The organism is Methanomassiliicoccales archaeon (assembly GCA_036504055.1).
In the GTDB taxonomy this organism is placed as follows: domain Archaea; phylum Thermoplasmatota; class Thermoplasmata; order Methanomassiliicoccales; family UBA472; genus DASXVU01.
In genome coordinates, this window is the sequence record DASXVU010000036.1 from 1 (window position 1) to 26,997 (window position 26,997).

Genomic DNA, 26,997 nt, shown 5'->3' on the forward strand with positions numbered 1-26,997 from the left:
ATCGCCCTAAGGAACTGTGCGGTCGGGCTAGAAAGAATTTTGGTGCACTTCGAGCTCGATTGCATGATGCGCCGATGCGAGGTTTTGCGGCTCACCGTCGAGGACGTCAAGGATGGAAGGATCGATATATGGGGAAAGGGACGGTCCGGAGGGAAGCCTCGGTCGGTGCCCTGGCACCCGCGGACCGGACAGGAATGGATGTACTACCTCAAGCTAAGGGAGGGACTGATCGCAAAGGCAAGAGAGACGAACCCGACCCTTGTGATACCTGACGAGGTCATGATATATGAGAGGAGAGGCGAGCTGCACCCCTATCGTAAGACGGCAATCGACCGCATGGTCAAGAATGTAGGCGAGAGGGCCATGATACCGAAGGAGGAAATCTCAAACCACGTCCTGAGAAGGAGTGGGGCAAGAATCCATAAAAGGGCAGGCACCCCGACCGCGACGATCATGAAGATACTCGGACACAAGACAGAGGAACAGACGCAGAGGTATCTTGGGCTCAACCTAGATGACATGTCAGAGGGCATGGTGAAGGCCGAGGAGTTTATGATGGGTTTGGAAGGGACAGTACCCGGGCATGCACCATCGGGGTTCAAGCCATAAATGAGTTGTCCCTTAGTCTTCAGGAACGCCTGGAATTCACACAATAGTGGGTGCTATTAGATGAAGCAGGTTTCTACACAGGAGCTGGTTTTTCGAAGAAAATATTTACGCAAACTGAAGATAGCGTGCCTCTGATGTAATGCGAGAGGTCCATCTGCTTGTCCGGGTGGGCTTCCAATGCTAAATGGCGCATTATCTATTTTGACAAACAAGTGATTCCTCGACCCTAGTATTGCGGGCCAGGTACCATCGGAGCAGACTCCCTCGTCTGCGATACCTTGTCCCACCTCGAGGATGCATACATCCCCACTTGATCGGCCTCGTCTCTACTGACAGAACTTGACTTTGAAGGCAAACAAAACATGATAGTTCGTTGTCAATAAGAGACTTCAAGATAATAGATAGTAATTTTATTATATTTATCATTATTTACTAACTATATTATAATATTTGTTCATATCATAATGATGTATGTAGGCCTAATACCTATCCGAGAGAATTACTAATCATCAGATGGATTGACGAGAATCAAATCCTTTTAAAATAAACTATACTAAATTCATATACCATATTTCCATGACAAATTCAATTGAATAACTCAGATAAGTTGCGTTATTTTCGTGATAAGAACCGTCATTTTTTTGGTATATTTTACCATTCATTCTCATATGATGTCAGTGTTTGAATGACCAAATAATACATTTGGTGATGTAGAACAAAGCTCTGTCCGAGCCTTATAGATACTGGCCTTAATTTGTATTGATCCATCAAACCATGGAGAAGAAGAGAGATGAATGGTATTTTTCACCGATAATGCATCGATCTTGGCGAATTCCTCAACAATAAATGCGATAATAGATATGACAATTTATTATAAATATAGTTAGATAAATATGAAGGGGTTTGGGCCTTTTTCGCATTCCTGAGATTTTTTTCCTGACCATCTGGATGAGCGGAGAATCGTATACCGACGCCCGCACTCAATCTTCATCCAGTCAGACGGAAAAAATTCTCAGAAATTCGCCTTTTACGATCTGGCCTGATAACGATAGGTTGGCGGTTTTTGGGTCGGGCCGGACATATTCAACACCCCCGGCACAATCAAGTTCTGAGAAGTAGATGTCTGCCTATACAGTGACGCATATGGGAAGAGAAGAAAAGATGGCCGAGATCCGGTCCAATTTTTCCGAGAAGTCCAAAGAATACGACGCCCATGTGAGAAAGGTCATTCCCCTGTACGAGGAGATGCTGGATGCCCTGATCTCATGCATTGATAGACCAATTCAAAGTAAATTCAGGGCGATCGACCTCGGTTGTGGGACCGGGGCGGTTTCAGAAAGGTTGATGGCCGCGTTTCCTGGAACAGAATTGACCTGCCTGGACATGACCGAGGAAATGATGAACGTCGCCAGGCAAAGGCTGAGCGCCCATCAGTCAGTGAGATATGTTCTCTCAGACCTTTACCACTTTGAGTTCGACGGCCATTACGACATCATAATCTCGTCGCTTGCCCTGCACCATATCGTCACCGATCAGGACAAGAAGATGATCTACCGCAGGATCTTCGAAGCACTCGCACCTGGTGGGTCGTTCTATAACGCGGACATCGTCCTGGGTTCGGACGACCGCATCCAAAACATCTACATGAAGCAGTGGAAGGAGTTCATGTACCGAAGCTTTCCCAGAGAGGATGTCGATGAGGTGCAAGTCCCTCGCTATGAGCATGAGGATTCACCGGCCAAGCTGATCGATCATTTGCACTGGCTTGAGGAAACGGGTTTCAGGAACGTGGACGTGATCTGGAAGTACTATAACTTCACCGTCTACGGCGGAAAGAAATGAAATTGTCATACCGTTATCGATAGAAGGGAATGAACATGAACATCGCGATAATAGGCGTTGGCGGGGTCGGGGGATATTTTGGGGGCAAGCTCACCCAATTGCTAAGGGACGACCCAGACGTGATGATATATTTCATCGCCCGAGGAAACCATCTGGCTGAGATCAGAAGGAACGGTCTGCTCCTGGATACCGACGAACACCAAATAATATGCACGCCAACGCTTGCGACCGAGGACATCTCTGAATTGCCAACCTTGGACCTGTGTCTCATCGCCGTGAAGAGCTACGACCTGGAAGAGGTGCTCATAAGACTAAGACCTAAAATCACTGGTTCGACCATCATCCTGCCGCTTATGAACGGCGTGGACATCTACGAAAGGATACGAACGATCATCGGAAAAGGGCTCGTCCTTCCCTCCAGTGTCTATGTGGGAACACATATCGAAAGGCCGGGCAAGGTGACCCAGCGGGGAGGGGCCTGCACCATCGTGTTCGGGAAAGACCCAAGAAATGGGAACGACATCGCAGGTCTGACGGACACATTGAAACGGGCCAACATCCGATTTAGCCTATCGGACAATCCCTATGTGGAGATATGGGGAAAATTCATCTTCATTGCCTCTTTCGGCCTGGTCACGGCTTGTTACGACAAGACGATGGGCGAGGTGTTGGAATCCGAGGAACTGTCCAGCTATGTTATGAAAATAATGAAAGAGATCGTTGATATCGCCAACGCAAAACGCATACCTTTGCCCCCGTCGATCATCGATGAATCCTTCGTCAAGGCTAGAAATTTTCCTTTCGGAACTAAAACTTCATTCCAGAGAGATTATGAGATCCCAGGCAAAAAGGATGAACGGGACCTTTTCGGTGGTGCGATCATCAGAATGGGAGAAGAGCTTGGAATAAATACTGAAACTACTAAAATGATCTATGAACTTCTACAGAAAGGGAAGGCAAACTATTGATTCCTCCGTAAGGGCATTAATATCGTGGTGGAAATAAGAGTTCTATCTGGGAGTTAATGTCCCCTTGGGCCTAATGCATTATTATTCTTGAGGTTATTTAGTGGTTGCCTGGATGACTCGGGTTCAAATCCCAAAGCTCGCAACCTTGTCAAGGACCTACGATGTGCGAAGACCGTTGATTAACAATTCTTGTTTTGCTTCAGAGTCGAAAATCATTGACCCCATGCAGACACGTTGACCCATGTCACAAAAACCATGAACGGCCCGCTCAGCGCACCCAATAGCAATATCCAAGGAACCACGGAGAAAAAGGAATTTGGGGCGACAACAGCGAACAGGAGCGACATGATCACAAAGCAGGCGACATGGATCATCAAGGCCTTGGTGATATAGTACCTGAACCTGGGATATGCCCTAGGAAATGCTCGAACACCGCTTACCTACCACTGAAAATTTCATGACTATGATACTATGAGCTATTCTGACCATCCTGGAAGATGGCCATCAAAGATCGATTATGAACCCGGTCTTCTTTCCCCGGACGAATCCGGCCTGTTCATAGAACCTCAGGGTCCCCTCGTCCTTCTGGCCGGTCAAGAGCATCACCTTGTAGCAATCCCGCTCCCGGGCGATGTCCACCGCTTTGCTTAGCACCATGGTGCCATACCCCCGCTTCCTAAAGTTACGGTCGGTGATCACGTTCTCGATGATGCAGTACGGCCTCATGGCCCGAGTGAGGTTCTTGATGATGGCCAGGCAACAGGAGGAGACGATCTTGCCATCCACTTCGACCGCCAGATAGTGTAAGTTGGGGTCGTTGAGGATGTTGTCCCAGTGTTCCTCCAGGCGGGGGTCCTCCCTAATGTCCGGGTCGCCCTCATGTAGTTGCCCATAGAGGCCGAGCAGGTCTTCCAGTTCCTCATTGCGAATCCTCCTAACGGTCGTGTTGAACACAAAGCACCGTGCAAATAATGAGATATCGGATATTTAGGGAACTGTCCAGGTCATGCCAGTGCAAGGCTTACAACGTGCCCTTTTTGAATGGAGTCGACCGGTCCGGAGGAGAGTAATCAGGCTGCCCAGCGTATGAATCCTGGACCACGCACCCGTGCATTGGGGCCATAACATCTCGATGAAATGCCCGATGTCGATGAACCTGGCCACAATTCCATGTCCGCTCATAGGGTTAACGAATTCCAAACCAGCGCCTCCGAGAGGGCGTGGCCGAGCATCTTTGTCAATTTCGTTAGCAAGAAAGATTCAGTCCAGCAAAACGTCCTTGTTAGAGATTCCCATCATTTCCGACAGTTACCACCACTTTCCCTAGGGCGAGCCCTTTTGATAGGTACGTGAGAGCCTCGGGAACCTCGCCGAGAGTGACCTTTCGATCAATGACCGGCGAGAGCTTGCCCCTTTCATGGAGCTCGAGCAGGAACCGCATGTCCTCATCGTTGTCAACGTTCCAAGGGTTGATGGTCATCCTCTTGCCGCCGATGGAGACCAATGGCCCTAGGACGAGCGCCTGGAAGATAGCGTATCTCGAGCCTCCCACGAGCACATACAGACCATCGGGGGCCATGACCCGCCGGTAATCGAAGATCGACCGCCGCGCGACCGTATCCAGTATGAGGTCGTAGCGCTCCCCGCCGGTCGTACAATCGACCTGGGCATGATCGATGACGTGGTCTGCCCCGATGGCAAGAAGCATCTTGTGCTTCCTCAGGCTATCAACGCCGGTCACCTCTGCCCCATAGTGCTTGGCGATCTGAACAGCGAACGTACCCATACCGCCGCCGGCGCCATTGACCAGGACCTTCTGCCCTTTTTTGATGGGGCGCCTCCCTCGGAGGCCTTGGAGGGCGATCTTGGCCGCCTGGGGAAGGGTGGCCGCGTCCTCGAAGGATATGCTGTCCGGTTTCCGCATCAATGCAACTTCAGGTACTGCCACGTACTCTGCGAAAGCGCCGAAGCCGCAGGTGAACAGGTCGCCGAAGACGGCATCGCCGGTTTTCAGCCGGTCGACCTTCCTTCCGACCTCCACGACCCGGCCGGCGACGTCCGATCCTGGTATCCGATGTCGTGGCCTGAAGGGACCGGTGATGCGCGCCGAGACCGCGCCGCCCAGCAGCTCGAGATCGGCCGCGTTCAGTGACGAGGCGTGAACCTTCACCAGTACCTGGTCGTCCCGGAGGGTGGGCCTCCCCACCTCCTCGAGCCGGAGGACATCCGGCAGGCCGTATCTGTCGCACACTATGGCTTTCATGGTGTTGTGGATTCTCAGGCATAATTATCACCGACCACGGTTATAACCACATTGCCCCTCTTGTGTCCCTTGTCGACATACCGGTGCGCCTCCGGGACATCCTCCAACGGATACGTCCTGTCGATCACCGGCCTTAACCTTCCCGCCTCCACGAGCTCTTTGAGTCGGACCAGGTCCTCATTCGACTCCCTGGTGGGGGACCACGTCGATAGGAAGACCCCGTTTTCACCCAGGGACCGGTCGCAGCTCGACCTCTTGAGCTTCCTCACGGTGTCGAAGATGACGTCGTAGGTCTTCCCGTTCTTCCTGAAATCCTCTTTGGTGTAGTCGATCACCTCATCGGCACCGATCGACCTCACCAGGTCGAGGTTCGCACCGCTGCAGACCCCAGTCACGTGTCCCCCGTAGCACTTCGCTAGCTGCACGGCGTAGGTGCCCACGGAACCGGACGCCCCATAGATGAGGACCCTATCCCCTTTCCCGATGTTCCGCAGCCTGAGTATCTGGAGCGCGGTCATCCCCCCGATCGGGATGGCGGCGGCTTCCCCGAAGGATACGTTGGCCGGTTTCATGGCCACCGCCCCCTTTCCGCCCTCCCCGGGGATGCAGACATATTCGGCGTTGGCGCCACACTTGAGGCCGGTGGTCGTTCCGAAGACATGGTCGCCGATCTGGAACGACCGAATTTCCTTGCCCACCGCCTCGACTGTACCGGCAAGCTCATGACCTGCGATCTTCTTCATCTTCATGCCCATCACGACCATCATCGGGCCCATAACGAATCGGGGCAGCTTGCGGAGGATGGCGTCCCCGATGGTCACCGTCGAGGCGTGGACCCGGACCAACATCTCATTGTCCCGGGGGGTGGGCTTTTCCACCTCCCTGAGCTCAAGGACCTCGGGCGCCCCGCTTCCCGTTATCACTATGGCTTTCATTTTGGGTCACACTCACGCGTTCAGGACGTCCAACCCTTGTGCGCTCCTTACCGCCCCGTCCCTTTGGACCCTGGGCCACTTCCATGCCACCCAAATGATCATGGCTAGGATAATGACCTCCACGACGGTCCCGAAGACGTAATAGGCATTGACCTCTCCCGAACTGAACCCTAACGCGGTCATGATCTGGAACGTGCCCAGACCGATGTTCGCATACCGGTTCATCTTGGCCGGCAACATCAGGGAGACGCAGACCATTATGACCGGCAGGGTCATCAACATCAGGCTCAGCAGCAGCCACGTTTGATCGATGTCGAAGATCCAGGCCTTACCTGCCAGAATTTCTGCTATCGTCCCCGGTTTAAAGAATCCGATGATGTCCACGTAGATGTACATGAACATCACGGCGGCCCACAACCCCGCCAGCTTGACCTGGACCGGTATCCTCAACTGTTCCAGGACCGGCCCCGGCGTCGCTTCCAGTCCCTTCCCGTTCGTCCTCTCGACCTTGTCCTTTCCGATCGTTTGATGCTGTTCCACGATTGTATCACCCGGCGATATTCGCCGACCATTGCATGCTCGAGAAAGTACTAGGAAATTGAGCAATACATGTATTATAGTTTAAATAGCGGCTTGCTTATTTTAAGTGCATGGCCATGAGGACCCTCACCCTGGAGATCGAGCCCTTCGAGGCTGTAAAAGAGGAAATGGCCGAGACCTTTGCCATGGTCAGTTCCTACTCGATACTTGAGACCCTGAAGATGGACTACAAGGAAGGCATATGCATCGAGATCATTGAGTTCACGCTGAAGGAGGGGGTGTCGATCCAGGATCTCAGGAAGGTAGGCAACATGGACATCCTGAGCGTCCTGAAATCCACCGACAACAGACATACCTGCCTTATCCGATACACGGAACCGGAAGAGACCAAGGGGCAGTTCCAGGAATCCGACCTCGGTCTGGTCCACACCATACCGACGATCGTTTCTCCGGAGAAATTGACCATCAGCATGATGGGGGAGCGGAAGAACCTGTCCGATTTCATCGAGATGATCAGGAACGCCGGCACCATACGGAAGATGTCCTTCAGAAGGGCCGCCTACCATAGCGCCGACATCCTGGCGGTCCTGACCGACAAACAGCGGGAGGTGATGGTGATGGCATTTCAGAATGGCTATTACGACTATCCCAAGCGGATCAGCAGCGAACGCCTGTGCCGGAAGGTGGGCATCAGCAAACCCACCCTATTGCAGCACATGAGGAAGGCGGAGGGGCGGATATTCAAGGAGATCATCACCGGGCGCTTCTGATCCATTAGCGATCACAGCCAGAGTGAAACACGTTAGGGACATGCATCAGATTGAGAGTAATGATCAGATCACCCCGAAGAGCATCACCGTACCGAGAAGTAGCATCACCGCGCCTATCACGAGCCTGAGTTTGCTTCTCTTCTCCAGGCGCCATTCATTGGCCTTTTGCGCCGAGACCCCGAAGTAGATTATCACCAATATTGCCGCAAGGGGCAGCACAAAGATGAGGTTGTACAGTACCAGGTAGGGCATGCCCTGAGCGGCGGTCATGTTGTCGCCCAGCAGGCTCAGTATCGCCAGGTATATGCCTCCGGTGCAAGGGAGCTCGAACATGCTCACCATCGCCCCCAGCACCACTGCCGCCGGGATGCTGGCCTTCTCGATGTATTTCTTGATCAATGGCTTCCTGGATTCCGGAATGGCCACGGTGGGTTTGTTGCCCGGGAAAATGTAGTCCTTTATGTTGATGACGCCTATCGCTATTGATAGCACGGCTGCCCCATAGTAAACGTACCTGGTCATTGCCGTGGATTGCAGGAAGGCCAGCAAACCGATCCCAGCGATGAGATAGACGAGGAATACGGTGACGATGTAGGCGATGCCGACCAGAAGCACCCGCCTCTTGTTCCCGAGGCTGGTAAGGAACATCAGCAGGAATATCATGACACTTATGGCGCAGGGATTGATGCTGTCTATCGCTGCCGCAGCTATGACCATCCCTATCGTCAGGTCCGTCGAAAACCCACCTTTGGGTGTGGAATCGAGCACATCGGTCATCGTGCCATTGCCGGCCGAGCTGAAGGCACAAACCCGGTAATAGTAGACCTGACCGTTTGTGAGACCGGTGTCTGTGTACGAAGTCGAAGTTACCGTGTTTAATAGCGTCATCGAGGCCGGGCTCGTTCCCCGGAAGATCAAGTAACCCGATATCGCGGCCGATCCGTTGGACGGTGGCGCATTCCATGACAGAAGGACTTGCCCGTCCCCTGAGGTGACGACAAAGTCCTGAGGAACGGAAGGAGCAACGGCCGTCCCGATGGAGGTGATGTTCACCTCGTTGGATTCCGGTCCCGGGCCTTGGGCGTTCACCGCCCGCACTTTATAGTGATAGGTCTGACCGTTGATCTGGTCAGTATCATTGAACCAGAGGTTCGGATATGCGTCGGTCAGGATCGTCTCTGCGTCAGAGGAAACCCCCCTCCATAGCTCATAGTTGGTGATGACGGAGCAACCGTCGTAGAACGGAGCCTGCCAGCTGAGGTTGATGTAGCCGTCGCCGCGGCTGGCCTGGAGGTTTTGGGGCGCGGTAGGTACGGTTGCAGGGGTGGCACTGGACTCGACAGACCTCGGCCCCTCCCCTACCGAGTTCACCGCGCTCACTTCGTAATAGTAGGTCTGGCAGTTGGTCAGACCTCTATCGGTATAGGTCAGAGCGCTTCCCAGGGTGAGGAACAGGGTCTCGCTGCCAGATGTCATGGAGCGATAGACGTTGTAGTTTGTGACCGTTGAACCGCCGTTGTTCGCTGGCACGGACCAGGTCAGGATGATCTGACCGTTGCCGGCGGTGGCGGTCAGGGATCGAGGCGCGGTTGGCGCGGTCGGAGCTTTGCCTGGTATGGCGTAGACCTCATTTGAACTCGGTGCCGATCCCTGTGCATTTTCGGCCCTTATGATGTAGTAATAGGTCTGACCGTTTGTCAGGCCAGTATCGTTGAACCAGAGGTTCGGATAGACATCGGTCAGGAACGATTCTTCACCTGGGGATATACCCCGCCACAGCTCATAGTTGGTGATGACGCTGCCACCGTTGCTGGCAGGTGCTTGCCAAGATAGATTGATACAGCCGTCACCAGGACTTACCTGAAAGTTCTGAGGAGTGGTTGGCGGTCCGACAGGAGTGGCACTGAGCTGATCCGACACAGGTCCGTCTCCTGCGCCGTTCACTGCGCTTACCCGGTAACAATAGGTCTGGTCGTTATCGAGCCCGGAATCGGTGTATGTTAGAACGTCGCCAACGGTGGTCAGGAGCGTCTCATACCCGGATGCGATCCCGCGGTACACCCTATAATTGGTGATAATGCTTCCACCATTACCACTTGGAGACGCCCAGATTAGTACCACCTGACCGTTGCCTGGAGTGGCCGAGGTTAGGCTCGGTGCCGAAGGTGTTGTGGCCGGAGTGGCGGCGGCTTCGTTGGATCGTTCCCCCGCTCCATCAGAATTTACCGCGCTCACCCTGTAATAATAGGTGACGCCGTTCGTCAGACCGGTGTCGGTGTAAGCCAGTACGTTTCCCAGAGCTGCGATCGGGGTCGATTCCTGCCCGCCGGAGACATATCCTCGATACACATCATATCCAGTGATAACTGCGCCGCCATTGTCTGCCGGCGTGGACCAGGTTAGAGAGACGCCTCCATTCCCGGCATTCGCAACCAGGAATTGAGGTGCGGAAGGCGGATCGACCTGGGTCAATCGCAGTATGGTCGATTCCAGGTCAGCCCTGATCTCATCCGGACCTATCAGTGCCACCTCGTTCTCTATGAAGACAGAAGGAGTCGTCGTGCGCCCGGTGCTGAAGGCGTTGTTGAAATCCAAGAACTGCAGATAGTTGGTACGGTTATGGGTTATCTCCAGTTTCAGAAAGGTGACTTGAGTATATTTTGCGGCAAGGCTATCGATGAACGGCTCCGTTGCCGCACAGTGTGAGCAGCCGATCGCCCAGAAATAGTAGATGACGATGCTTCCATCGACGCTGTCTCCGATGTATGAAGTTGCCAGCGGCGCTTTCATCACGATATCGTTCGTCTGTGCTACGGAGAGCGCGCCGTCACCGCCATAGGCAAGGCCTGAGACGGATGCTAGCGAAAGCATCAACGCCAATGCCATGATCGTCAGCGAACGCGACCTCATGTGAAGCCGATCCCCCAATTAATATGCGGAGGTCAGCGTAATAATGCTTTTTCATTTACCACATTTTTCCGCCCTACCATTGCTTCCGTACATCCCTCAATCCTAATTCAGGCCTGGACGAATGAAAGGAAGGTTGTCTCATGAGGCCGGTATCGACTGATTATGGCCAGGGTTTTTTACGCAGAGACAGGAGATCGACACGGCGCATCAAGAAATGGCCAGTAAGTATTCGCACAATCGATTGATGCTGGAAAAGATAGAGAAAAGTGTTGATGGTCCTTACCGCTAAGGACCATCAGGAAAGAGATAAAAGGAGGCGGTGAGGCCTCGTTGCTCTCGACGCTCACTTCTTCTTGCGCCTCTGCAGCAGCAGGAACGCGGCGGCCAGCAACGCTATGATGCCGATGGCCCCTCCGGCGATCAGCAGCGTGTTGTCACTGCTGGACTCGCTGGCCAGTGCGCTCAGTGTTCCCAGGGCGGTCGTCTCTCCGGCTGCGGTGGATACGCTCTGCGTGACCGTCTTGTACCCATCCTTGCTGATCGTCAGCGTATATGAGCCGGACGTCACGTTCTTGAGCTCAAAGTACCCGTTGGCGTCGGTGGTGGCGCTCATGCCGTTGCTCAGCGTGACCTTTGCGCCGGCCACCGCCTTGCCGCTGGCATCCTTCAGGGTGCAGGTTATCTTGCCCTCGTCCTTCATCGTGGTGAACGACCAGCTTACGGTGGCGAGCTCCTTCCCGGACAGGTCCTTACCGCTGACCGTGACGGTATAGGTGGTGTTATAGGCCAGCGCCGAGGAGGGCGTGTAGGTGGCGTTGTTGCCGTTCCAGGTCAGCACTCTGATGACGCCGTTGACCGAGATGGTCGTGGCGGTCTTGTTCATCGGCTCACTGAACTGGACGGCGATGGTGGCGCCCCTGGGGACGACGTTTCCGATCGGGGTCTTGTCGGTGACCGTCGGCGTTGACGATTCGACGGTCAGCGACACCGACGTCTGGTTGACGTTGCCGGCCTTGTCGGTCGCCTTGACGGTTATGGTGTATGGGCCGTCGGCCAAGGTGAGGACGCGGCTGTTCCCGGTCACGTTGGTCCAGGTCGTTCCGTCAGTGCTGAGCTCGACCTTGTCGATGCCGGAGGTGGCATCGCTGGCTTCCCAGCTCACAGTCACCGAGCCGGTGATGTTTACGGTGTTGTTGCTCGGCGAGGTTATCACGACTACTGGCTTGACCGTGTCGACGGTGAAGGCAACGGAAGTCTGGTTGACGTTGCCTGCATTGTCGGTCACCTTGATGTGCACCTGGTAGGCGCCATCGGCCAGGGTCAGAACGGTGCTGTTCCCGGTCACTGGTGTCCAGGTCGTTCCGTCGGTGCTGATCTCGGTCTTGGCAATATCCACTACCCCGCTGTCGTTCCAAAGCACCGTCACGGTGCCAGTGTTGTTGTACGAATTATTGGCCGGAGAGATGACGACGACGACCGGCTTGACCGTATCGACGGTGAAGGTTACGGAGGTCTGGTTGAAGTTGCCGGCCTTGTCGGTCACCTTGACGTATGTGGTGTAGGTTCCGTCGGCCAGGGTGAGTACGTGGCTGTTCCCGGTCACGGTGGTCCAGGTCGTTCCGTCGGTGCTGATCTCGGTCTTGTCGATGCCGGACGTGGCATCGCTGGAGGTCCAGTTGACGGTCACCGAGCCGGTGGTGTTCTTCGAGTTGTTGCTCGGGGAGGTTATCACGACTACCGGCTTGACCGTGTCGACGGTGAAGGCAACGGAGGTCTGGTTGACGTTGCCCGCTTTGTCGGTGACCTTGACGGTCACGGTGTAGGCGCCATCAGCCAACGTGAGGATGGTGCTGTTCCCGGTCACTGGTGTCCAGGTCGTTCCGTCAGAGCTTATCTCGGTCTTGTCGATCAAGGACGCGGCCTCGCTGGTGTTCCATTGCACCTTCACCGAGCCGGTGGTGTTGTACGAGTTGTTGCTCGGCATGATGATGGTCAGGTTCGATCCGAGCGTCTTGAGGACGATGGTCACATTGTCGCTGACCATCAAGCCCTGGCTGTCGGTCGCGTTGACGGTGATGTTGTTGATGCCCAACACCAATGTGGCCGTCGCGGTCCATGAGCTTATTCCGCTGCCCTGACCGGACGCTCCGGAGACCAGATTGTGCCAGGTGACGTCGGCGATGATGTAACCCGTGGTTGTTCCCGACAGAACTATGCTGGTCGCGTTAGTGTACAGGTTCGAAGGGGGTGAAAGGATCTTCACCGAGAGGGCCACTGGGTGGTTGTCAACGGATAGGCCCCCGGCGATGGCGTATGACGAATCGACTATCCCGTCCTTGTTGGCGTCGGGAGTGGCCCAGTCGCCCCAATAGTTGCCGATCGTTCCATTCCAGCGGTTGGAGGCGTCGTCATGGGCCTGGATATGGTCCGCGCTGTACACCGAGGTGCTGCCGTTGTTGCCGATCAGCACATTGGTGTAGATAAGATCGACAGCCCCGGTGCATTCCGTCAGGTTGATGCCGTAGTCCAAGGAATTGAAGATCTTGTTCCTGTTGACGGTATTGCCGAAGGACTTCCACAGGCTGATACCGCAATCCAGGGCACCGACGACGGTATTGTTGTAGAGGACATTGCCGTTGGACAGCTGGGTGAATATGCCTCTGAACGATGAACCGTTCACGATGTTATTGGAGACGTTGTTGTTGTTCGATGCCTCGATGTATATGCCGTTCCCGGTTGAATGATTCACTCTGCTATCGGTGACATTGTTGTTGTTAGAATAAGATAGGGCTATACCATCGAATGTGTCTTTGACGGTGCTGCCGGCGATGACATTGTTCGTTGAATACATCACCACTATGCCGTACGCAGTGCTGTACACGACCTGGTGAGTGACGACGGTACCGGATACAGCGTTGTGCGACGACAGGTACAGCCGAATGCCGGCGTGCCAGGCATCCACGATCTGGTTGTTGGTGTAGGTACAGTAGTTGGACGAGAACGAGTAGATCGCGTCGTACGCGCCGGTGATCACGCTGTTCTCGACCGTGATGTGAGAGCTCCAGAAGATTACTACTCCGCCGTGGTTGTTCAATCCGTTGACGTTAGCGTAGGTAACGTTCAGCAGGATGACCTCGCCTGCCCCGGAGGGGACCGAGGCGTTGTCCATGTTCTGGTTCTTAAGGAAGAACACGGCCGCGCCGTTGACGGTGTTGGTGGATGAGATCGCCGTGGCGTCGATGTAGGCTTGAACGCCGCTGTTGCTGTCGACGTGCCTAAGCTCGATCGAGCAACCGGTGAGCTTGTTCCTCTCCAGGGTGGCGGTGCTGGAATCTAGATAGATGCCGTGAGTCCCTGCCGCTCCGGTGATGGTGTTGTTGTCTACGAGTATGTTACTTGATCCGACGATCTGGATACCATAATTAGCATTGTATATGGTGCAATTGAAGATCGTAACATACAGGTTGACGTTGGTAATCGATATGCCCGCGCCCCCACTGCCGTCGATGCTGAGGTTGGCGATGACCTTCGGGTCCGAGGCCGTTCCGGCTCCCGGATAGCTGTCAAGGTCAGTGTTGCCATTAATTACGATTGGGGTCGATGTGGTGAGCGTAGCGCTCGCCATCGACGTGCCAAACACGCTAATCAGCAAGGCAATGGATATTATGGCTGTCAGAAACTTGGTCCTCATGAATTTATCCCCACTGTTAAATCGTACAGGCGTATATTAACATAATCAAAGAACCCAGCAAATGATAATAACCGCAAGACAGCCATAGGAAAATCGGTGGCCTATTTTCGATTCGTGATAGGAATGAGCGACATTTCTTATACCGCTGCCATCAAAATCGAACGCATCATCCTGGAACCATCGATAACATCATCCATTCTCCATCAACCGGGTGGTATTTTGGCTAATGGAATACGTTTTATCGACACACGATCGGACCGCAAATGACACTTTTTGTTCAGCGAAGGGCAGATGTGTGATTCCACATTAGTGAGCACCGATGGATAGGTTCAGGACCGACACCACCTTCTTGCTGCGAGACATCTTGGGAAATTCCCCGAACGTTCGGCGATCCGATCCGGTCGTCGGCAGTTCCACGGGGCGATAATCGCCAAGCAGCATGCTCCGTCCCTGGTATATCGAACCGGCAGGACGGTCCAGTGAGCGTCCCGGTTCGATGATGGAGCGTTCAGTACTTCGACAGATCTGGGCTTAGTATGTGTTGTTCGCGCCGTTCACCATGCTCCCTCCCGGCCCGGACGGGTTCTGGGATACGGTGACGATGAACTGACCGATCACATTGTTGTCCGAATTGTCATTCACGGAGAATATGATCGTCCGGCCATTCCAGTTGCTATAAGAAGCCGTGTAAGGATCGATGCTCGTAAACGTCCCATCATGGTCTGGGTCTGTCAGTGCGATATTGCCCGCCAGACCAAGCGAGGAGGCGTCGACCCACGCGTTCTTGACGCTGGTGCTTTTGACCGGGATCGTGACGAAGAAATGCACCAGGTCTTGATCGTAGACCGGGGACGGCATAAGACCCCTCTCGGCAATGATGGGTGGAGTGTTTTGATCGGTAGTGGTTCCGGCCAATGTTGTCTGCCATACGATGCTGTTGGTCGTCTTGTCCACGATCATGATGCGCACTGCCACGCTGCTATCGTAGCCTGGCACAATGTAGGACCATACCTCTCCGATATTCCAGTCTTGGCCTATGCTGGACGTACTTGATGATATGTTTAGCGTCGATGACACGTCATTCTTGAAAACGTAGATGTTAGTTGATGAATCGCTCAATGGCTGTCCTTCCTCGTGGGTTATATTGACATATAGGCTTGTGCCGGAGACACCGGTCTGAGCATTGAAATCGCTTATCGTCCGGTCCTGTGGCGGAGGCATGTTCATTACGAAGACCAGGACGCCCGAGAACATGGTGACCGTTATGGCCAGGACGAGCAGGTTCCCGATGATCTCAGAGACGGCGTTATGGCCTTTCTGGAGGCCTTTCAAGTTTCGATGATGATTATGCGTTTTAATTGTCATGGATTATGTTGCCTCGATCGTCGAGTGCCCTCTTTCGGTGCCTATCTGCCCATTTGGTTTGTCTATATTTACGATTTCCGGAGGCGGCAGGTAAATGCAGGCATGGTCTGGCTACGGCAGAAGCATCGTATCTCGTCGATCGCCAGATTCCAAGTGATTCTTGACAAGGAGATATAGGACCTTTAGCAAAATGACATATCGGAGACGCTCTGTTCATTTTTTCGAGAGGAGGTCGTCTATTGAAAGAAAATGGCGGATTTCCAGTCGTATTGACAGCTGATCGGACTCTTATGAGCGAGTACGGTGGCAGCATATTTCTCGGTTTCAGCGCCGTGGTCCCGGAAAAATGGGTCCCTCCATCGATCTATTTTTCAATATTCTGCCCTCCGGTGGATGTCAATCAGGACGGTTCGGTACCCGTGGCTCCCTGCGGAACCAGGAAGGTCGAGTCCATACTCCTCCATGGAGGGTTTTCTCGAGAGGACGTTATCGTGGCTCATCCGGAACACCTCGATAAGGTCGTGGGACCGGACACGAAGGTCATCGGGTTCACCGAGAACGATCCCCTGGGTATCGGGCCGGCCACCTCCACCTTCAGCAGCATTTTCAGAGGGGATGCGTACATGAAACGCAAGTTCAGGGAGGCGCTGAACCATCCTTCCATCCTGAAATACAAACCGAAGATCATCGTCGGGGGTCCGGGGGCATGGCAGCTGACCGACGCCGCGATCAGAAAGGAATTGGGAATAACCACGGTCGTTCTGGGCGAGGGCGAGATGGTGATCCCCCAGTTGTTCCAGAAGGCGATAAGAGGCGAGACCCTGCCAGGAATGGTCATGGGCGAGGTGACCCCGATAGACCGCATCGCGAGGATCGAGGAACCGACCGTTAACGGGCTCGTTGAGATATCCAGGGGTTGCGGAAGGGGATGCGATTTCTGCATCCCCACCATGGCGAAGTACCGGTGCCGGGAGATAAAGGACATACTGGCGGACGTAGAGGTCAATCTGGCGGCAGGCCGGCAGCCATGCCTTCATGCGGAGGATGTGTTCCGCTACGGGGCCAAGAAGATCGAGGTGGATCCAGGTCGATTGATCAGCCTGTTCCAGGCGGTCAGCGAGGTACCGGGAGTGACCCGCATGACCATCTCCCATTTTGCCCTGGCATCCGTCGCCAGCGCCCCCGAGGAGATCAGGACGATCTCTGATCTCATGAACGTAACCGAGAAGGAATGGATGTCGGGCCAGACAGGGATCGAGACCGGGAGCCCGGAATTGATGAAGCGCTACATGATCGGCAAGTGCCGCCCGTTCGAGCCTGATGCCTGGCAGGAGACAGTGGTCAGCGGGTTCAGGATCCTGGAACATAACCATTGGATCCCCTGCGCCACGCTGATAATGGGTCTGCCCGGTGAGACCGATGAGGATGTGGACATGACGATCGAGCTCGTCAGGAAGATAGACGATTACAATTCGCTGATAGTGCCCCTGTTCTTCGTCGCGCTGGGAGAACTTGACGAAGGCGGCCGATCGTTCACCGCGGAGATGATGAGCAAGGCCCAGACCGAATTGTTCCTGGCCTGCTGGGAGCACAATCTGAAGTGGTCCCCGTCGATCGTCAATGACTGGGCCCACCGCAGCATCCGCAATCCGTTGGCACGACCTTTGCTGAAGGTGCTCCTGAAGTTCGGCATGGCCGAGGGCATGGAATTGATCCGCATGTGCAGGGATGAATACGACTATGACATCCAGGAATTCCTGGACGAACGCAGGAAGGGCAATGTGAAGATCCTGCCGCTGACGGTGAACGCGATCGGGCACCTGGTAGGGCAAAGCCATTAGCGTCGATGTCCCACATTCAAAGGACAATTCGTCCTTGACATTTTAGCCGATCCCGGTCGGTCATGGCGTGAGAATTGCCTCTGGTCTGGAAAATGTTCTCAATGTCGAATAATTCCGTTTTGGCGATCTGGGAGACCCATCTGACGATATTATCCTCTGGTAAGGTAAGAAACCCAACGGCCGATTCAGATGCATCGCAGAGCCTTCAGGATTTGTATCTGAGGAGCTCTCTCCAGAAGACAGGCGTGAGGATGACGAACACTGCGATGAACTCCAGCCTTCCCGCCCACATGGTGATCGTGAGCGCTATCTTGCCGAGATCTGGGATGCCCGCAAAGGTGCCCATGGGGCCCAATGCCCCCATCCCCGGACCTACGTTCGATAGGGTGGTGATGGCGGCCGACATCGAGGTCGTTGGGTCGATCCCCAATATCACCAGCACTATCGTGCAGGCCAGTGCCGAAAGGATGTAACAGATCAGAACGGCCATCAGCGACGAGAGCACGTTCTCGCTCATCGGCTTTCCATCCATTTTCGTGGTGTAAACGGATCTGGGATGGACGGTCTTGTACAGGGTGGAATAGACGAATTCCCGGGTCAGCATGAGCCTGGCCACCTTTAGTCCGCCTGCCGTCGATCCGGTGCAGCCGCCAATGACCATCAGGCCGAAGAGAATGAACAGGGCCGCCTTCTCCCACTGGGCAAAATCTATGGTGGCAAATCCGGTCGATGTCATGGTCGAAGCGACCTGGAACATGGACGTTCTGATCCAGTATTCGATGTTAGCGAGGGACCCGTCCCATACCAGGAGGAATATCATGGCCGAGGCGATGATCATGAGCGCCAGATAGGTGCAGAACTCAGAGCTTTTGAAGTATGTGCGGATGCGACGGGACGATATGGCGGTGTAGTGGAGGTAGAAGTTCACCCCGGAAATGAACATGAACGCGATGACCGTCCATTCGATGACCGGATTCCCATAGAATGAAATGCTCTGGGTGTGGGGAGAGAAGCCACCGGTTGAGACGGTGGAGAACATGACGGCGAACGAATCATAGATCCCAATGCCACCAAGCAGCAGCAGGACGAGAAGGACCCCGGACAGACCCAGGTATATGTTCGTGAATTTTCTGGCCTCGTCCTTTATCCGGAGGGAAATGCTGCCTTGACCATTGCTGCTTCCCGGAGATTCGTTGCGGGTGAGGTATCGCCCTCCGACACCGAGCACGGGCAGAACGGCCACGAACAGCATGATTATGCCCGCCCCTCCCAGCCACTGGGTGAAGCTGCGCCATAGCAGAAGGCTCTCCGGCCACGATTCGATGCTGGTCATGATGGTGGCACCGGTGGTGGTGAACCCGCTCATGGTCTCAAAGATCGCATCGATGGGACCCATTCCGTACATGATGTAAGGCAGGGCACCGACCACTGACGTCGTAAGCCAGACCATGGCCACTATGAACATCGCCTCCGTCGACCGCAGCCTGCCGGACGATCTGCACCGGGACAGGACCATCCCGGCTATCATGCCAGAGAGAAGGATCGGGTACAACCAAGGCCTGACGTCCTCCCGGTAGATGACGGCGACGGAAAGCGGGAGCAGCATGGAAACGGCGAGATACAATGAGAGCAGCCCGAACATGTGAGGAACTGGTCTCTCCTTTCTCGCCAGACCTTCCCTGATCAGATAGAGGTTGATGCCCTTGACCTTGAGGGTCCTCTTGATCTCCCTCTTGAGGTGCTTGAGGTTCTGTCCCATCGCCCTCACCTCCTCACGGATTCACCGGGATCCGGATATCCAGCATCCGTTCCAGGGCCGGAATGTCCGCCTTCACCGTATAGAATAGCATGGTATCGCCCTTCTCCAGGACCAGCCCCATATAGGGGACCGTTGTTCTGCCATTGCGCAGGACCATCGCTATCGTCGTTCTGTCCGGCAGGTCGATCTGTTCGATGGCCTGCCCCTTGAACTGGCTTTCGTCGCCCACATCGATGCTGAACAGCATCTCGGAGAATGTTTCCAGCAAGAGCAATGCCTTGAAACCGGGGTAGATCAACCTGATGATCTCGTTGGCGACCACGTGATAATAGCCTATGTCCGCGTCGATCTCGGACATGCTGAACACGTCCTCATAGTCGCGTTTTGAAAAGGAAGCGACCACCTTCAGGACGCCCAACTGTTTGGCGATGAGGGCGGTTATGAGGTTCTTCTCCTCGTTCTCCGTCACCGCGAACAGCACGTCCGTCATGTTCACGTTCTCCGCTTTAAGGATGGACGGATCGGCACCGTTGCCCATCACGACCACGGTCCTGTTCGACCTCTTGGAGAGGCCGTTGCACCTCTCCCCATCCTCCTCGATGATCTTGACCGAGGAACCTTTCGATTCCAACCGGGTCACCAGATGCTCCCCGAGGATCCCGCCCCCGACGATGACGAAATCTTTCATCCTCATCCTCTTTCCGAGATACTGGTCGAATCTGGTCAGGCATTCGCTGCTCCCGATCACGGTGATCTCATCGCCTGCCACCAGTCTGTAGTCATCATCGGGAATGATGGATGCTCTTTCACGATGGATGGCCAGTATCTTGCATCCCTCTGGGATGGGGAGCTGCCTAACGCTGGTGCAGAAGACATGGGAGAACAATCCAGATATCTGAAACTTGCCCATGCTGACATCAATGCCGGGCAATTCCTCCCAATCGACCAAGTTCTCCATGTCGACCATCTTGATCATCTTCTCCGCGACTATGCGTTCAGGCGAGAGGACGAAATCCACATTCATCAATTTGGAGACGGCGCCGTCCTCCTCGTACTCTGGATTTCTGACCCTGGCAACGGTGATGATGTCGCCCTTGACCTGTTTTGCGACCGCGCAGGCGAACATGTTCACCTCATCCTTTTCCGTGACCGCGATCACAAGCTTGGTCTGCTCATCGATGACCTCTCGCAACACCTTGGGATTTGCTCCGTTGGCGTTCATCGCGGCGACGTCCAGATAATCGAGGATGTAGCCGAACTTGTCCTCGTCCCCTTCGACGACCGTGATCGAATGCCTCTTGGACAGCGTTCTGGCTATGGTGTAGCCAATGTTACCTGCCCCGATAATGATTATCTCCGATGACAATGCCCATCCCAATCCGAACAAGAAATATCTTCAGGCTTGAAATAATTTTGTGGCCCATTTTGGAAATCGACAGCATATCCTGACCAGATCTGACCATTGCCTTCAGGATGGCGGTCCTTCCCCGAGATAGGAAATGTCCGGCTCGGAACGATGTCATCTCGACATGAACGAACGTCATGACGATGGAAAATTCCCGATGAATGACCAAGGGTCACGAATTGGTGTGAAATTGACATTACCAAATCGCCACGTTCGGGACCGGCAGGTCGCGCTGGACCTACCGGTTTGCCTTTGTCCCTTTTCCTAGGTTCAGACCATGTTCGGGATCGAGGTTTGATCTCTTCTGTACCCTACTTCCTGGCCCTCCGTCTGTTGAACAGCACCAGTCCTGCTATGAGCATGACGGAAACGACCGCCAGTCCAGTAATGGCCACGATGGGCAGCGGGCTGTCGCTCAGGTTACTGGAACCAGTCTTGGTCACCTCGCCCAGGCTCGCCACGATGCTGTGGGTGCTGTGGTGATATTCGAAGTACAGGATCCAGGAGGATTCGGTGGAGTTGAGCTTATAGCTCATTTCCTTTCCATCCATAGAAAGCCGTATCTCGGAGCCGTTGGCCACCAGGTCCTTGCTGATGACGATCCGTGAATAACCATTGGTCCCGGTCTCGCCGCTCACATTGAAGCTCAATTTCTCGCTCTCTGAGTTGAACGACAGATCGGTGATGGTGGAGTTCGACTGGACCGTGAAGACATATTTGTCCGAGGTCTCGGTGATCGCCAGGCTCTTGATGGAGGTCGAAGGCAAGTAGATCGCATTGCCCGCCCAGGCCGCTTTCACCATAAAGATGCCGGTTGCATGCGGGTTCCATTGGGTCGAGAAACTGCCCTTGACGGATGTGCTGACCGATGATATGTCCGACCAGCTCAGACCGTTGGTGGTGCTGTACGAGAGGCTGATGCTCAATCCCTCGATCGGCATCCCTGCGTTGACGGTGACCACGCTGCCGGTCAACGTCACCAATGCACCGATGGAGCTGGATGATTCCGTCTCCATATCCAATCTGACCGCCGTGGAGGCATAGATCGGCCCGGTCTCCTTGCTAGGGATGGAGCTGCCCAGCTGATTGACCGCTTTGACGTAATAGTAGTAGTTGGTCCCGAGGACTATCGCCCTGTCGGTGTAGGAATTGACAGAGGTGTTGGCCAGCATCGATTCCGTTCCTGCGGAGGTTCCCCGTAAGATGCTGTACGATACCGGATATCCCCCGTTGTCGCTGGGGGCGGACCAGTCGAGAACGATCCCGCTGTCGATGGTCGAGACAGAAACGTTGAGCGGCTCCGACGGTACTGTCTTGGTCGGTATGGCGACGGCATAAGTGGTCGGTCCGGTTCCGGCCGGATTATGCGCGGCCAGGGTGAAGTTGTAGCTCTGTCCGTTGAGCAGGCCGGTGATCGCGAAGGTCAGGCCGGTCGGGTTGATGGACAGCACCACCCCATCCTGATACACGACATAATGATCGATCGCTGCCCCGCCGTTGTTGCTGGGCGCGGTCCACGTCAGTGTCACGAACTCATTGCCCGGGGTCGCAGTCAATCCCGCCGGGGCACCCGGTATCGTGTACGGCATGGCCAGAACAGGGGCCGACTTGGCGCTGAGGCCCATGGAGTTATGCGATGCGATCGAATAGGAATACGATTGTCCGTTGAGCAGTCCAGTGACCGACCAGGAGTTCCCGGTTACCTGGATTATCTCGATGTCGTTCTGATAGACCACGTAATAGTCGATCGGAGCTCCTCCGTTGTCGGCCGGGAGCGCCCAAGCTAGGTCGACCTTGCCATCACCTGGCGTTGCGGTCAGGCCTTCCGGGGCGCCCGGTGATGTCAATGCCGGTCTCGGTGCCGCGGAAACGGTCGTCGTCCTCGGTCCCTCCCCTGCCCCATTGCGGGCGGAAACAGCATAATCATAGGCCTGTCCAGAGGTCAGTCCAGTGATGGTGAATGACGTTTCCGTTGTTTGCTGCACGACGACCCCGTTCTGGTAGATGAAATAGGAGTCTATTGCCGTTCCTCCGTTGGACAGCGGTGCCGTCCAGTTCAAAGTGATCTGCAGATGCCCGGGTACTGCAGTCAGACCGGTCGGGGCGTCGGGGATGGCCACAGGAACGGATACCGTTGCCACGGACTGTGCGCCGATGCCGGCCAGGTTATGCGCGGCGACGGTAAAGGTGTATGATTGGCCGTTGACCAGAGCGTTGATGATGGCCACTGGCCCCGACTGTTGATAGGTCAGTGCGACCCCGTCCTGATATACCACATAGTAATCGACCGCACTGCCACCGTTATAGGCCGGCGCGGTCCAGTTCAGGGTCACCTGTTCGTTGCCTGGAACGGCCATCAGACCGGTCGGGGCGTTAGGCAAGGTGTACGGTATCGCCGTGATGGGAATGGATTTGACGCTCAGGCCGGCGCTGTTATGGGCCGCGACGGCAAAGGAATATTGTTGGCCGGGGAGCAATTCGGAAATGGTCGCGGTTGTGCCAGGGGCAGTGGTCGTCAACGCGACCCCGTCCTGATAGATCACATAGTGATCGATCGTGGCTCCTCCGTTGTCCGCCGGAGCCGCCCATGCCAGGTCGACCTTCTCATTTCCTGGGGTTGCGGTCAGTCCGGTCGGGACGCCGGCCGGGTCTGGTGTCGGGGTCGCTGGGATGGTGGCCTTGACGCTCTGCCACATGGAATTGTTGGCGGCGACAGCGAACTGATATGGCCTTCCGTTCTCCAGGTTGTTTATCAGGTAATAGGTCTGGGAGGTTTTGCCGATATATGTTCCATCCTGATAGACAGCATATGAATCAATGGCCCCGCCTGTTTCCGATGGGGCAGCCCAGGTAAGATTCACGGCCTTGTTGTGCATGGTAGCCGACAAAGAGACCGGTGCGCCAGGTACGCCCAGCGGTATCACCATTACTGGAGCGGTCTGTTGGCCTGTCCCGACCTCGTTATGCCAAGCGGCGGAAAAGTAATAGGTCCTGCCATTCGTCAGGCCGGTGACTTGTAGATAAGTGTCGGTGGTCTGCGCGACTTCCACCCCATCCTGATAGATGATGGTGTATAGGATCGACAAACCACCAGCATCGGACCGGGCACTTATATGGTAAGAGATATAGGCAGACCCGTCTCCTGCGTCGGCGGTGAAGTCCTCCACTTGGCCTGGCGTATTTACCGGATATGACTCCGCAGGATCGCTTGGCGACCCCACTCCGACAGCATTGTGCGCTGCCACGGTCCAATCGTAGGGATTCCAATCCGACGGTGATTCGATATATTGGTACAGTACTGAGATAACGGCCTTCAACCCGCTGTATTGATCAGGAAGGGGCGCCCCGTCCTGGTATACGACGTAATAATCTATTGGGCTGCCTCCGTCCGAAGCCGGAGCGGCCCATGTAAGGGTCACGTTGTTTATTCCAGAGGTTGCCGATAGTCCTGTCGGAGTCCCGGGCAGCGTTGCGTCTGGGGCAGCGGCAACCGTTTGCATTCCGAAAATGACAAATGTGCTCGACAGTAGGAACAGTGCGATGACTGCGGTTTTTGCGATCGACTTGGATTTCTCCCCCATTTTAGCCCCGCCTCAACAAGGATGAACGAACGAGCGCTTAATAATTTAGGTTCCTATTCTACTCTTGATATTGTCCTTGATATTCACATAATCACCTTGTGCCATATGCTAAGAAATAACGACAATATGTCAATATATTATCAAAAATGATAAAGATGTAAAATATTGAAGAGTGAAATAGATTGTTTGTATGAAATTTTTAGATTTTAGTGCTGGTATGCTAGATGCCGGCCGGCAACTCGTCATTTTCTGATTTGACCGCTTAGCTTTTTCGTTAAACGACCCTTCGTTCGATCGAAAGAACGAAGACCGTAAGACCATACGGTGAAAAAGGACACGGATGCCTTCCAAGGCCTTACTGCCTTTGGCCCGGACCGGCTGCCCGAGGTCCCGACGCCGACCTGGATGCATGTACGGTCGACCTCTGGCCGCCCCTATGCATACTTGATTGCTGAGCCGACGATCCTCTTGTCCGAGGCACGTTCTGCACCGGCACGACCTTCTTGATCTCCGGTTCCGGCCGGTGTACGACCTCGATCTCCAGCGGATCTATGCGCTTGTGCGTTCGGCGCTCGATGTCCCGGATCATGCCGCGTTCCTCCGGCAGGAACAACGATACCGATATGCCTTCCTTTCCCGCCCGTCCGGTCCTGCCGATCCTGTGGACATACGTGTCAGGGTCCATCGGCGAGTCGTAATTGAAGACATAGTCGACATCGGAGATGTCCAGTCCCCGCGCCGCCACGTCCGTCGCCACGAGGATCATGACCGAGCCTTCCTTGAACGCCTTGATGACCTTGTCCCGCTTGTTCTGCGCCACATCACCGTGGATAGCACCTGCGGGATAATTGTCGGCCAGCAGCTTCTTCGTCAGCTGGTCGGTCTTGCGCTTTGTCGCGCAGAACACCATGGCCTTGGGATGGGCGGTGTCAAGGATCGTGCACAGGACGTCACGTTTGACCTCCTTGTCTGCGATGAAATAGTATTGCTTCGTGAGGTCCAGGACCGGCTCGTCCTTGGAGACGAGTACTTCCTTGGGTTTGTCCATGTGGCTCATTGCCAAAGCCCGTATCTCTCTGGACATGGTGGCCGAGAACAATAGCGACTGCCTCTTCCTCGGCAGGCATCCCAGAATGAAGTTGAGGTCTCTGGAAAAGCCCATGTCGAGCATGCGGTCGGCCTCGTCGAGAACGAGGACGGATATCTTCGAGAGGTCGATGTCGTTATGCTCGATAATGTCCCGGAGACGGCCGGGGGTGGCGACGACGATGTCCGTACCTCTCCTGAGCTTCTCCAGCTGGGGACCGATGCCGACGCCGCCGTAGATGGCGACGCTCTTGTGGCCGGTGAACTGGGCCAGCTTGGTAAGTTCCTCGAAGACCTGGTTGGCCAATTCCCTGGTCGGGACGAGGACCAATGATGAAGGTGCCTTCGATCCGACCTTGATCCTGCCCAATATGATGGACCCGTAGGTGCCGGTCTTGCCAGTGCCGGTCTGCGCCTCGGCGTACATGTCGCCGCCCTTGAGGCCGACTGGTATAGCTGCTATCTGCACTGGGGTGGGTTCATTCCAGCCCATGCTGTTCATTGCTTTGATGATCTTCTCCGAGATCTGTAGGTCTGTGAAAGTTGTCACGATATTCACTCTATGGGAAATTAAAAACGATCTGTAATGTCACAGGACGATTTTGCTTTCGAACAGTGGTTGCTATTCGTGTATTTAAATGTGCGCAATTGACCTGTGAATCCGGCTGGCAAAAAAAGCATTTAGAAATCGCAGAACGGATTCTAGACCGGCTGATTTGTCGTGAACCATATACCATCGGTCTTTTCGGCCCTGAAGGTGACCCTTCGATGATCTCTCTTTTGGAGCATGGACGGGATATGTGCAAATTTTATCTGCCAATATGCTTACGACGATCCTCCACAAAAGACATGGATCCAGATCCATTCCCTCTCGCTCAAATGGTGAAATGGTATTTAATTCAGGAAATGTCCATTTATTGTTCCATGATCTGGTTCAGGCAAAAGATGTCTTGTCGGAAATGATTTAGAACACTCCTTTGACGCTCGCTATTATGACACGATACGACACGATTGCACCAGTTATATAGGAATCAGGGGAATAAGGCCTAGAATCGGAAGGATGCCGCTGTCATGAGCAACAAGCAACTAAACGATAGATGCGTGATCTTCGTTGACCAGATCTTGAACGCCGATGAAAAGGATCGAACCAAAGAGGATGTAAGGTCCATTGAGCCGGAAGTGACGGAGAAGGAAGGTCGATTCAAGATCCCATGCTGCGAGTACCTGGTGGATAACATAGGCCGGTTCAAAGGAGTGTACGATGGACATATCGGATTGGAGTTCTCGGTAGACGGCGAGGAATACTTTGAAGACTTCACCAACTGTCCATTCTGTGGAGCTGCGATCTCCTATGCCATCCGAAAGACATACAAAATGGTTCAAGGGAGAAACGCAGGGCAATGGACCAAGCAGGAAGTGGATTAGGCAGTGA

At 54.5% G+C, this 26,997-nt stretch carries 18 protein-coding genes; 6 read left to right on the top strand and 12 right to left on the bottom strand.

Annotated features, from left to right (window positions below; translation table 11 throughout):
* From VGK23_08740 to VGK23_08750, 3 genes are all read left to right on the top strand, one after another.
* Positions 1 to 609, top strand: a 609-nt coding sequence (locus VGK23_08740) for a site-specific integrase (GenBank protein HEY3420623.1), incomplete at its 5' end; no start/stop codon positions are given.
* 1,143 nt (positions 610 to 1,752) lie between these two features.
* On the top strand, positions 1,753 to 2,451 hold the full coding sequence (locus VGK23_08745; protein HEY3420624.1) for a class I SAM-dependent methyltransferase: 699 nt from the start codon (positions 1,753 to 1,755) through the stop codon (positions 2,449 to 2,451).
* A gap of 29 nt (positions 2,452 to 2,480) precedes the next feature.
* Positions 2,481 to 3,419 carry a 2-dehydropantoate 2-reductase gene (locus VGK23_08750; protein ID HEY3420625.1) on the top strand — a complete coding sequence of 313 codons (939 nt, stop codon included), beginning with the start codon at positions 2,481 to 2,483 and terminating at the stop codon, positions 3,417 to 3,419.
* 504 nt (positions 3,420 to 3,923) lie between these two features.
* Here VGK23_08750 and VGK23_08755 read toward each other — a convergent pair.
* The 4 genes from VGK23_08755 to VGK23_08770 all read right to left on the bottom strand — a co-directional run bounded on the left by VGK23_08755 (position 3,924) and on the right by VGK23_08770 (position 7,157).
* Positions 3,924 to 4,373 (bottom strand): GNAT family N-acetyltransferase, encoded by a 450-nt coding sequence (locus VGK23_08755; protein ID HEY3420626.1) that lies wholly within the window; start codon positions 4,371 to 4,373, stop codon positions 3,924 to 3,926.
* A 328-nt stretch (positions 4,374 to 4,701) separates the two neighbouring features.
* Entirely contained in the window at positions 4,702 to 5,682 is a 981-nt protein-coding gene (locus tag VGK23_08760) for an NAD(P)-dependent alcohol dehydrogenase (protein HEY3420627.1), read from the bottom strand.
* A 14-nt stretch (positions 5,683 to 5,696) separates the two neighbouring features.
* Positions 5,697 to 6,617 carry an NAD(P)-dependent alcohol dehydrogenase gene (locus VGK23_08765; protein ID HEY3420628.1) on the bottom strand — a complete coding sequence of 307 codons (921 nt, stop codon included), beginning with the start codon at positions 6,615 to 6,617 and terminating at the stop codon, positions 5,697 to 5,699.
* 12 nt (positions 6,618 to 6,629) lie between these two features.
* On the bottom strand, positions 6,630 to 7,157 hold the full coding sequence (locus VGK23_08770; protein HEY3420629.1) for a DUF6326 family protein: 528 nt from the start codon (positions 7,155 to 7,157) through the stop codon (positions 6,630 to 6,632).
* A 110-nt stretch (positions 7,158 to 7,267) separates the two neighbouring features.
* Between VGK23_08770 and VGK23_08775 the strand changes: the two genes are divergently transcribed.
* Positions 7,268 to 7,927: a helix-turn-helix domain-containing protein gene (locus VGK23_08775; protein ID HEY3420630.1), complete on the top strand. Its 660-nt coding sequence runs from the start codon at positions 7,268 to 7,270 to the stop codon at positions 7,925 to 7,927.
* Positions 7,928 to 7,990: 63 nt separating this feature from the next.
* Here the strand turns inward: VGK23_08775 and VGK23_08780 are convergent, their stop codons facing one another.
* The 4 genes from VGK23_08780 to VGK23_08795 all read right to left on the bottom strand — a co-directional run bounded on the left by VGK23_08780 (position 7,991) and on the right by VGK23_08795 (position 15,860).
* On the bottom strand, positions 7,991 to 10,837 hold the full coding sequence (locus tag VGK23_08780; protein ID HEY3420631.1) for a fibronectin type III domain-containing protein: 2,847 nt from the start codon (positions 10,835 to 10,837) through the stop codon (positions 7,991 to 7,993).
* A 343-nt stretch (positions 10,838 to 11,180) separates the two neighbouring features.
* A complete protein-coding gene (locus tag VGK23_08785; GenBank protein ID HEY3420632.1) occupies positions 11,181 to 14,528 on the bottom strand; it encodes a right-handed parallel beta-helix repeat-containing protein in 3,348 nt (1,115 codons plus the stop codon).
* 306 nt (positions 14,529 to 14,834) lie between these two features.
* On the bottom strand, positions 14,835 to 14,969 hold the full coding sequence (locus tag VGK23_08790; GenBank protein ID HEY3420633.1) for a hypothetical protein: 135 nt from the start codon (positions 14,967 to 14,969) through the stop codon (positions 14,835 to 14,837).
* Positions 14,970 to 15,059: 90 nt separating this feature from the next.
* Positions 15,060 to 15,860: a type IV pilin N-terminal domain-containing protein gene (locus VGK23_08795; protein ID HEY3420634.1), complete on the bottom strand. Its 801-nt coding sequence runs from the start codon at positions 15,858 to 15,860 to the stop codon at positions 15,060 to 15,062.
* 323 nt (positions 15,861 to 16,183) lie between these two features.
* On the opposite strand from VGK23_08795, the gene VGK23_08800 reads away from it, so the two are divergent.
* Positions 16,184 to 17,734 carry a radical SAM protein gene (locus VGK23_08800; GenBank protein ID HEY3420635.1) on the top strand — a complete coding sequence of 517 codons (1,551 nt, stop codon included), beginning with the start codon at positions 16,184 to 16,186 and terminating at the stop codon, positions 17,732 to 17,734.
* Between the two features lie 205 nt (positions 17,735 to 17,939).
* On the opposite strand, the gene VGK23_08805 is transcribed toward VGK23_08800, so the two are convergent.
* The 4 genes from VGK23_08805 to VGK23_08820 all read right to left on the bottom strand — a co-directional run bounded on the left by VGK23_08805 (position 17,940) and on the right by VGK23_08820 (position 26,115).
* A complete protein-coding gene (locus tag VGK23_08805; protein ID HEY3420636.1) occupies positions 17,940 to 19,493 on the bottom strand; it encodes a TrkH family potassium uptake protein in 1,554 nt (517 codons plus the stop codon).
* 13 nt (positions 19,494 to 19,506) lie between these two features.
* On the bottom strand, positions 19,507 to 20,871 hold the full coding sequence (trkA, locus tag VGK23_08810) for a Trk system potassium transporter TrkA (GenBank protein ID HEY3420637.1): 1,365 nt from the start codon (positions 20,869 to 20,871) through the stop codon (positions 19,507 to 19,509).
* 338 nt (positions 20,872 to 21,209) lie between these two features.
* Positions 21,210 to 24,479 carry a fibronectin type III domain-containing protein gene (locus VGK23_08815; protein HEY3420638.1) on the bottom strand — a complete coding sequence of 1,090 codons (3,270 nt, stop codon included), beginning with the start codon at positions 24,477 to 24,479 and terminating at the stop codon, positions 21,210 to 21,212.
* 355 nt (positions 24,480 to 24,834) lie between these two features.
* The gene (locus VGK23_08820; protein ID HEY3420639.1) at positions 24,835 to 26,115 is read right to left on the bottom strand and encodes a DEAD/DEAH box helicase; all 1,281 of its coding nucleotides are present in this window, start codon (positions 26,113 to 26,115) and stop codon (positions 24,835 to 24,837) included.
* Positions 26,116 to 26,636: 521 nt separating this feature from the next.
* Here VGK23_08820 and VGK23_08825 point away from each other — a divergent pair.
* Positions 26,637 to 26,990, top strand: coding sequence for a hypothetical protein (locus VGK23_08825; protein HEY3420640.1), 354 nt, complete (start codon positions 26,637 to 26,639; stop codon positions 26,988 to 26,990).
* Positions 26,991 to 26,997 lie beyond the last annotated feature (7 nt).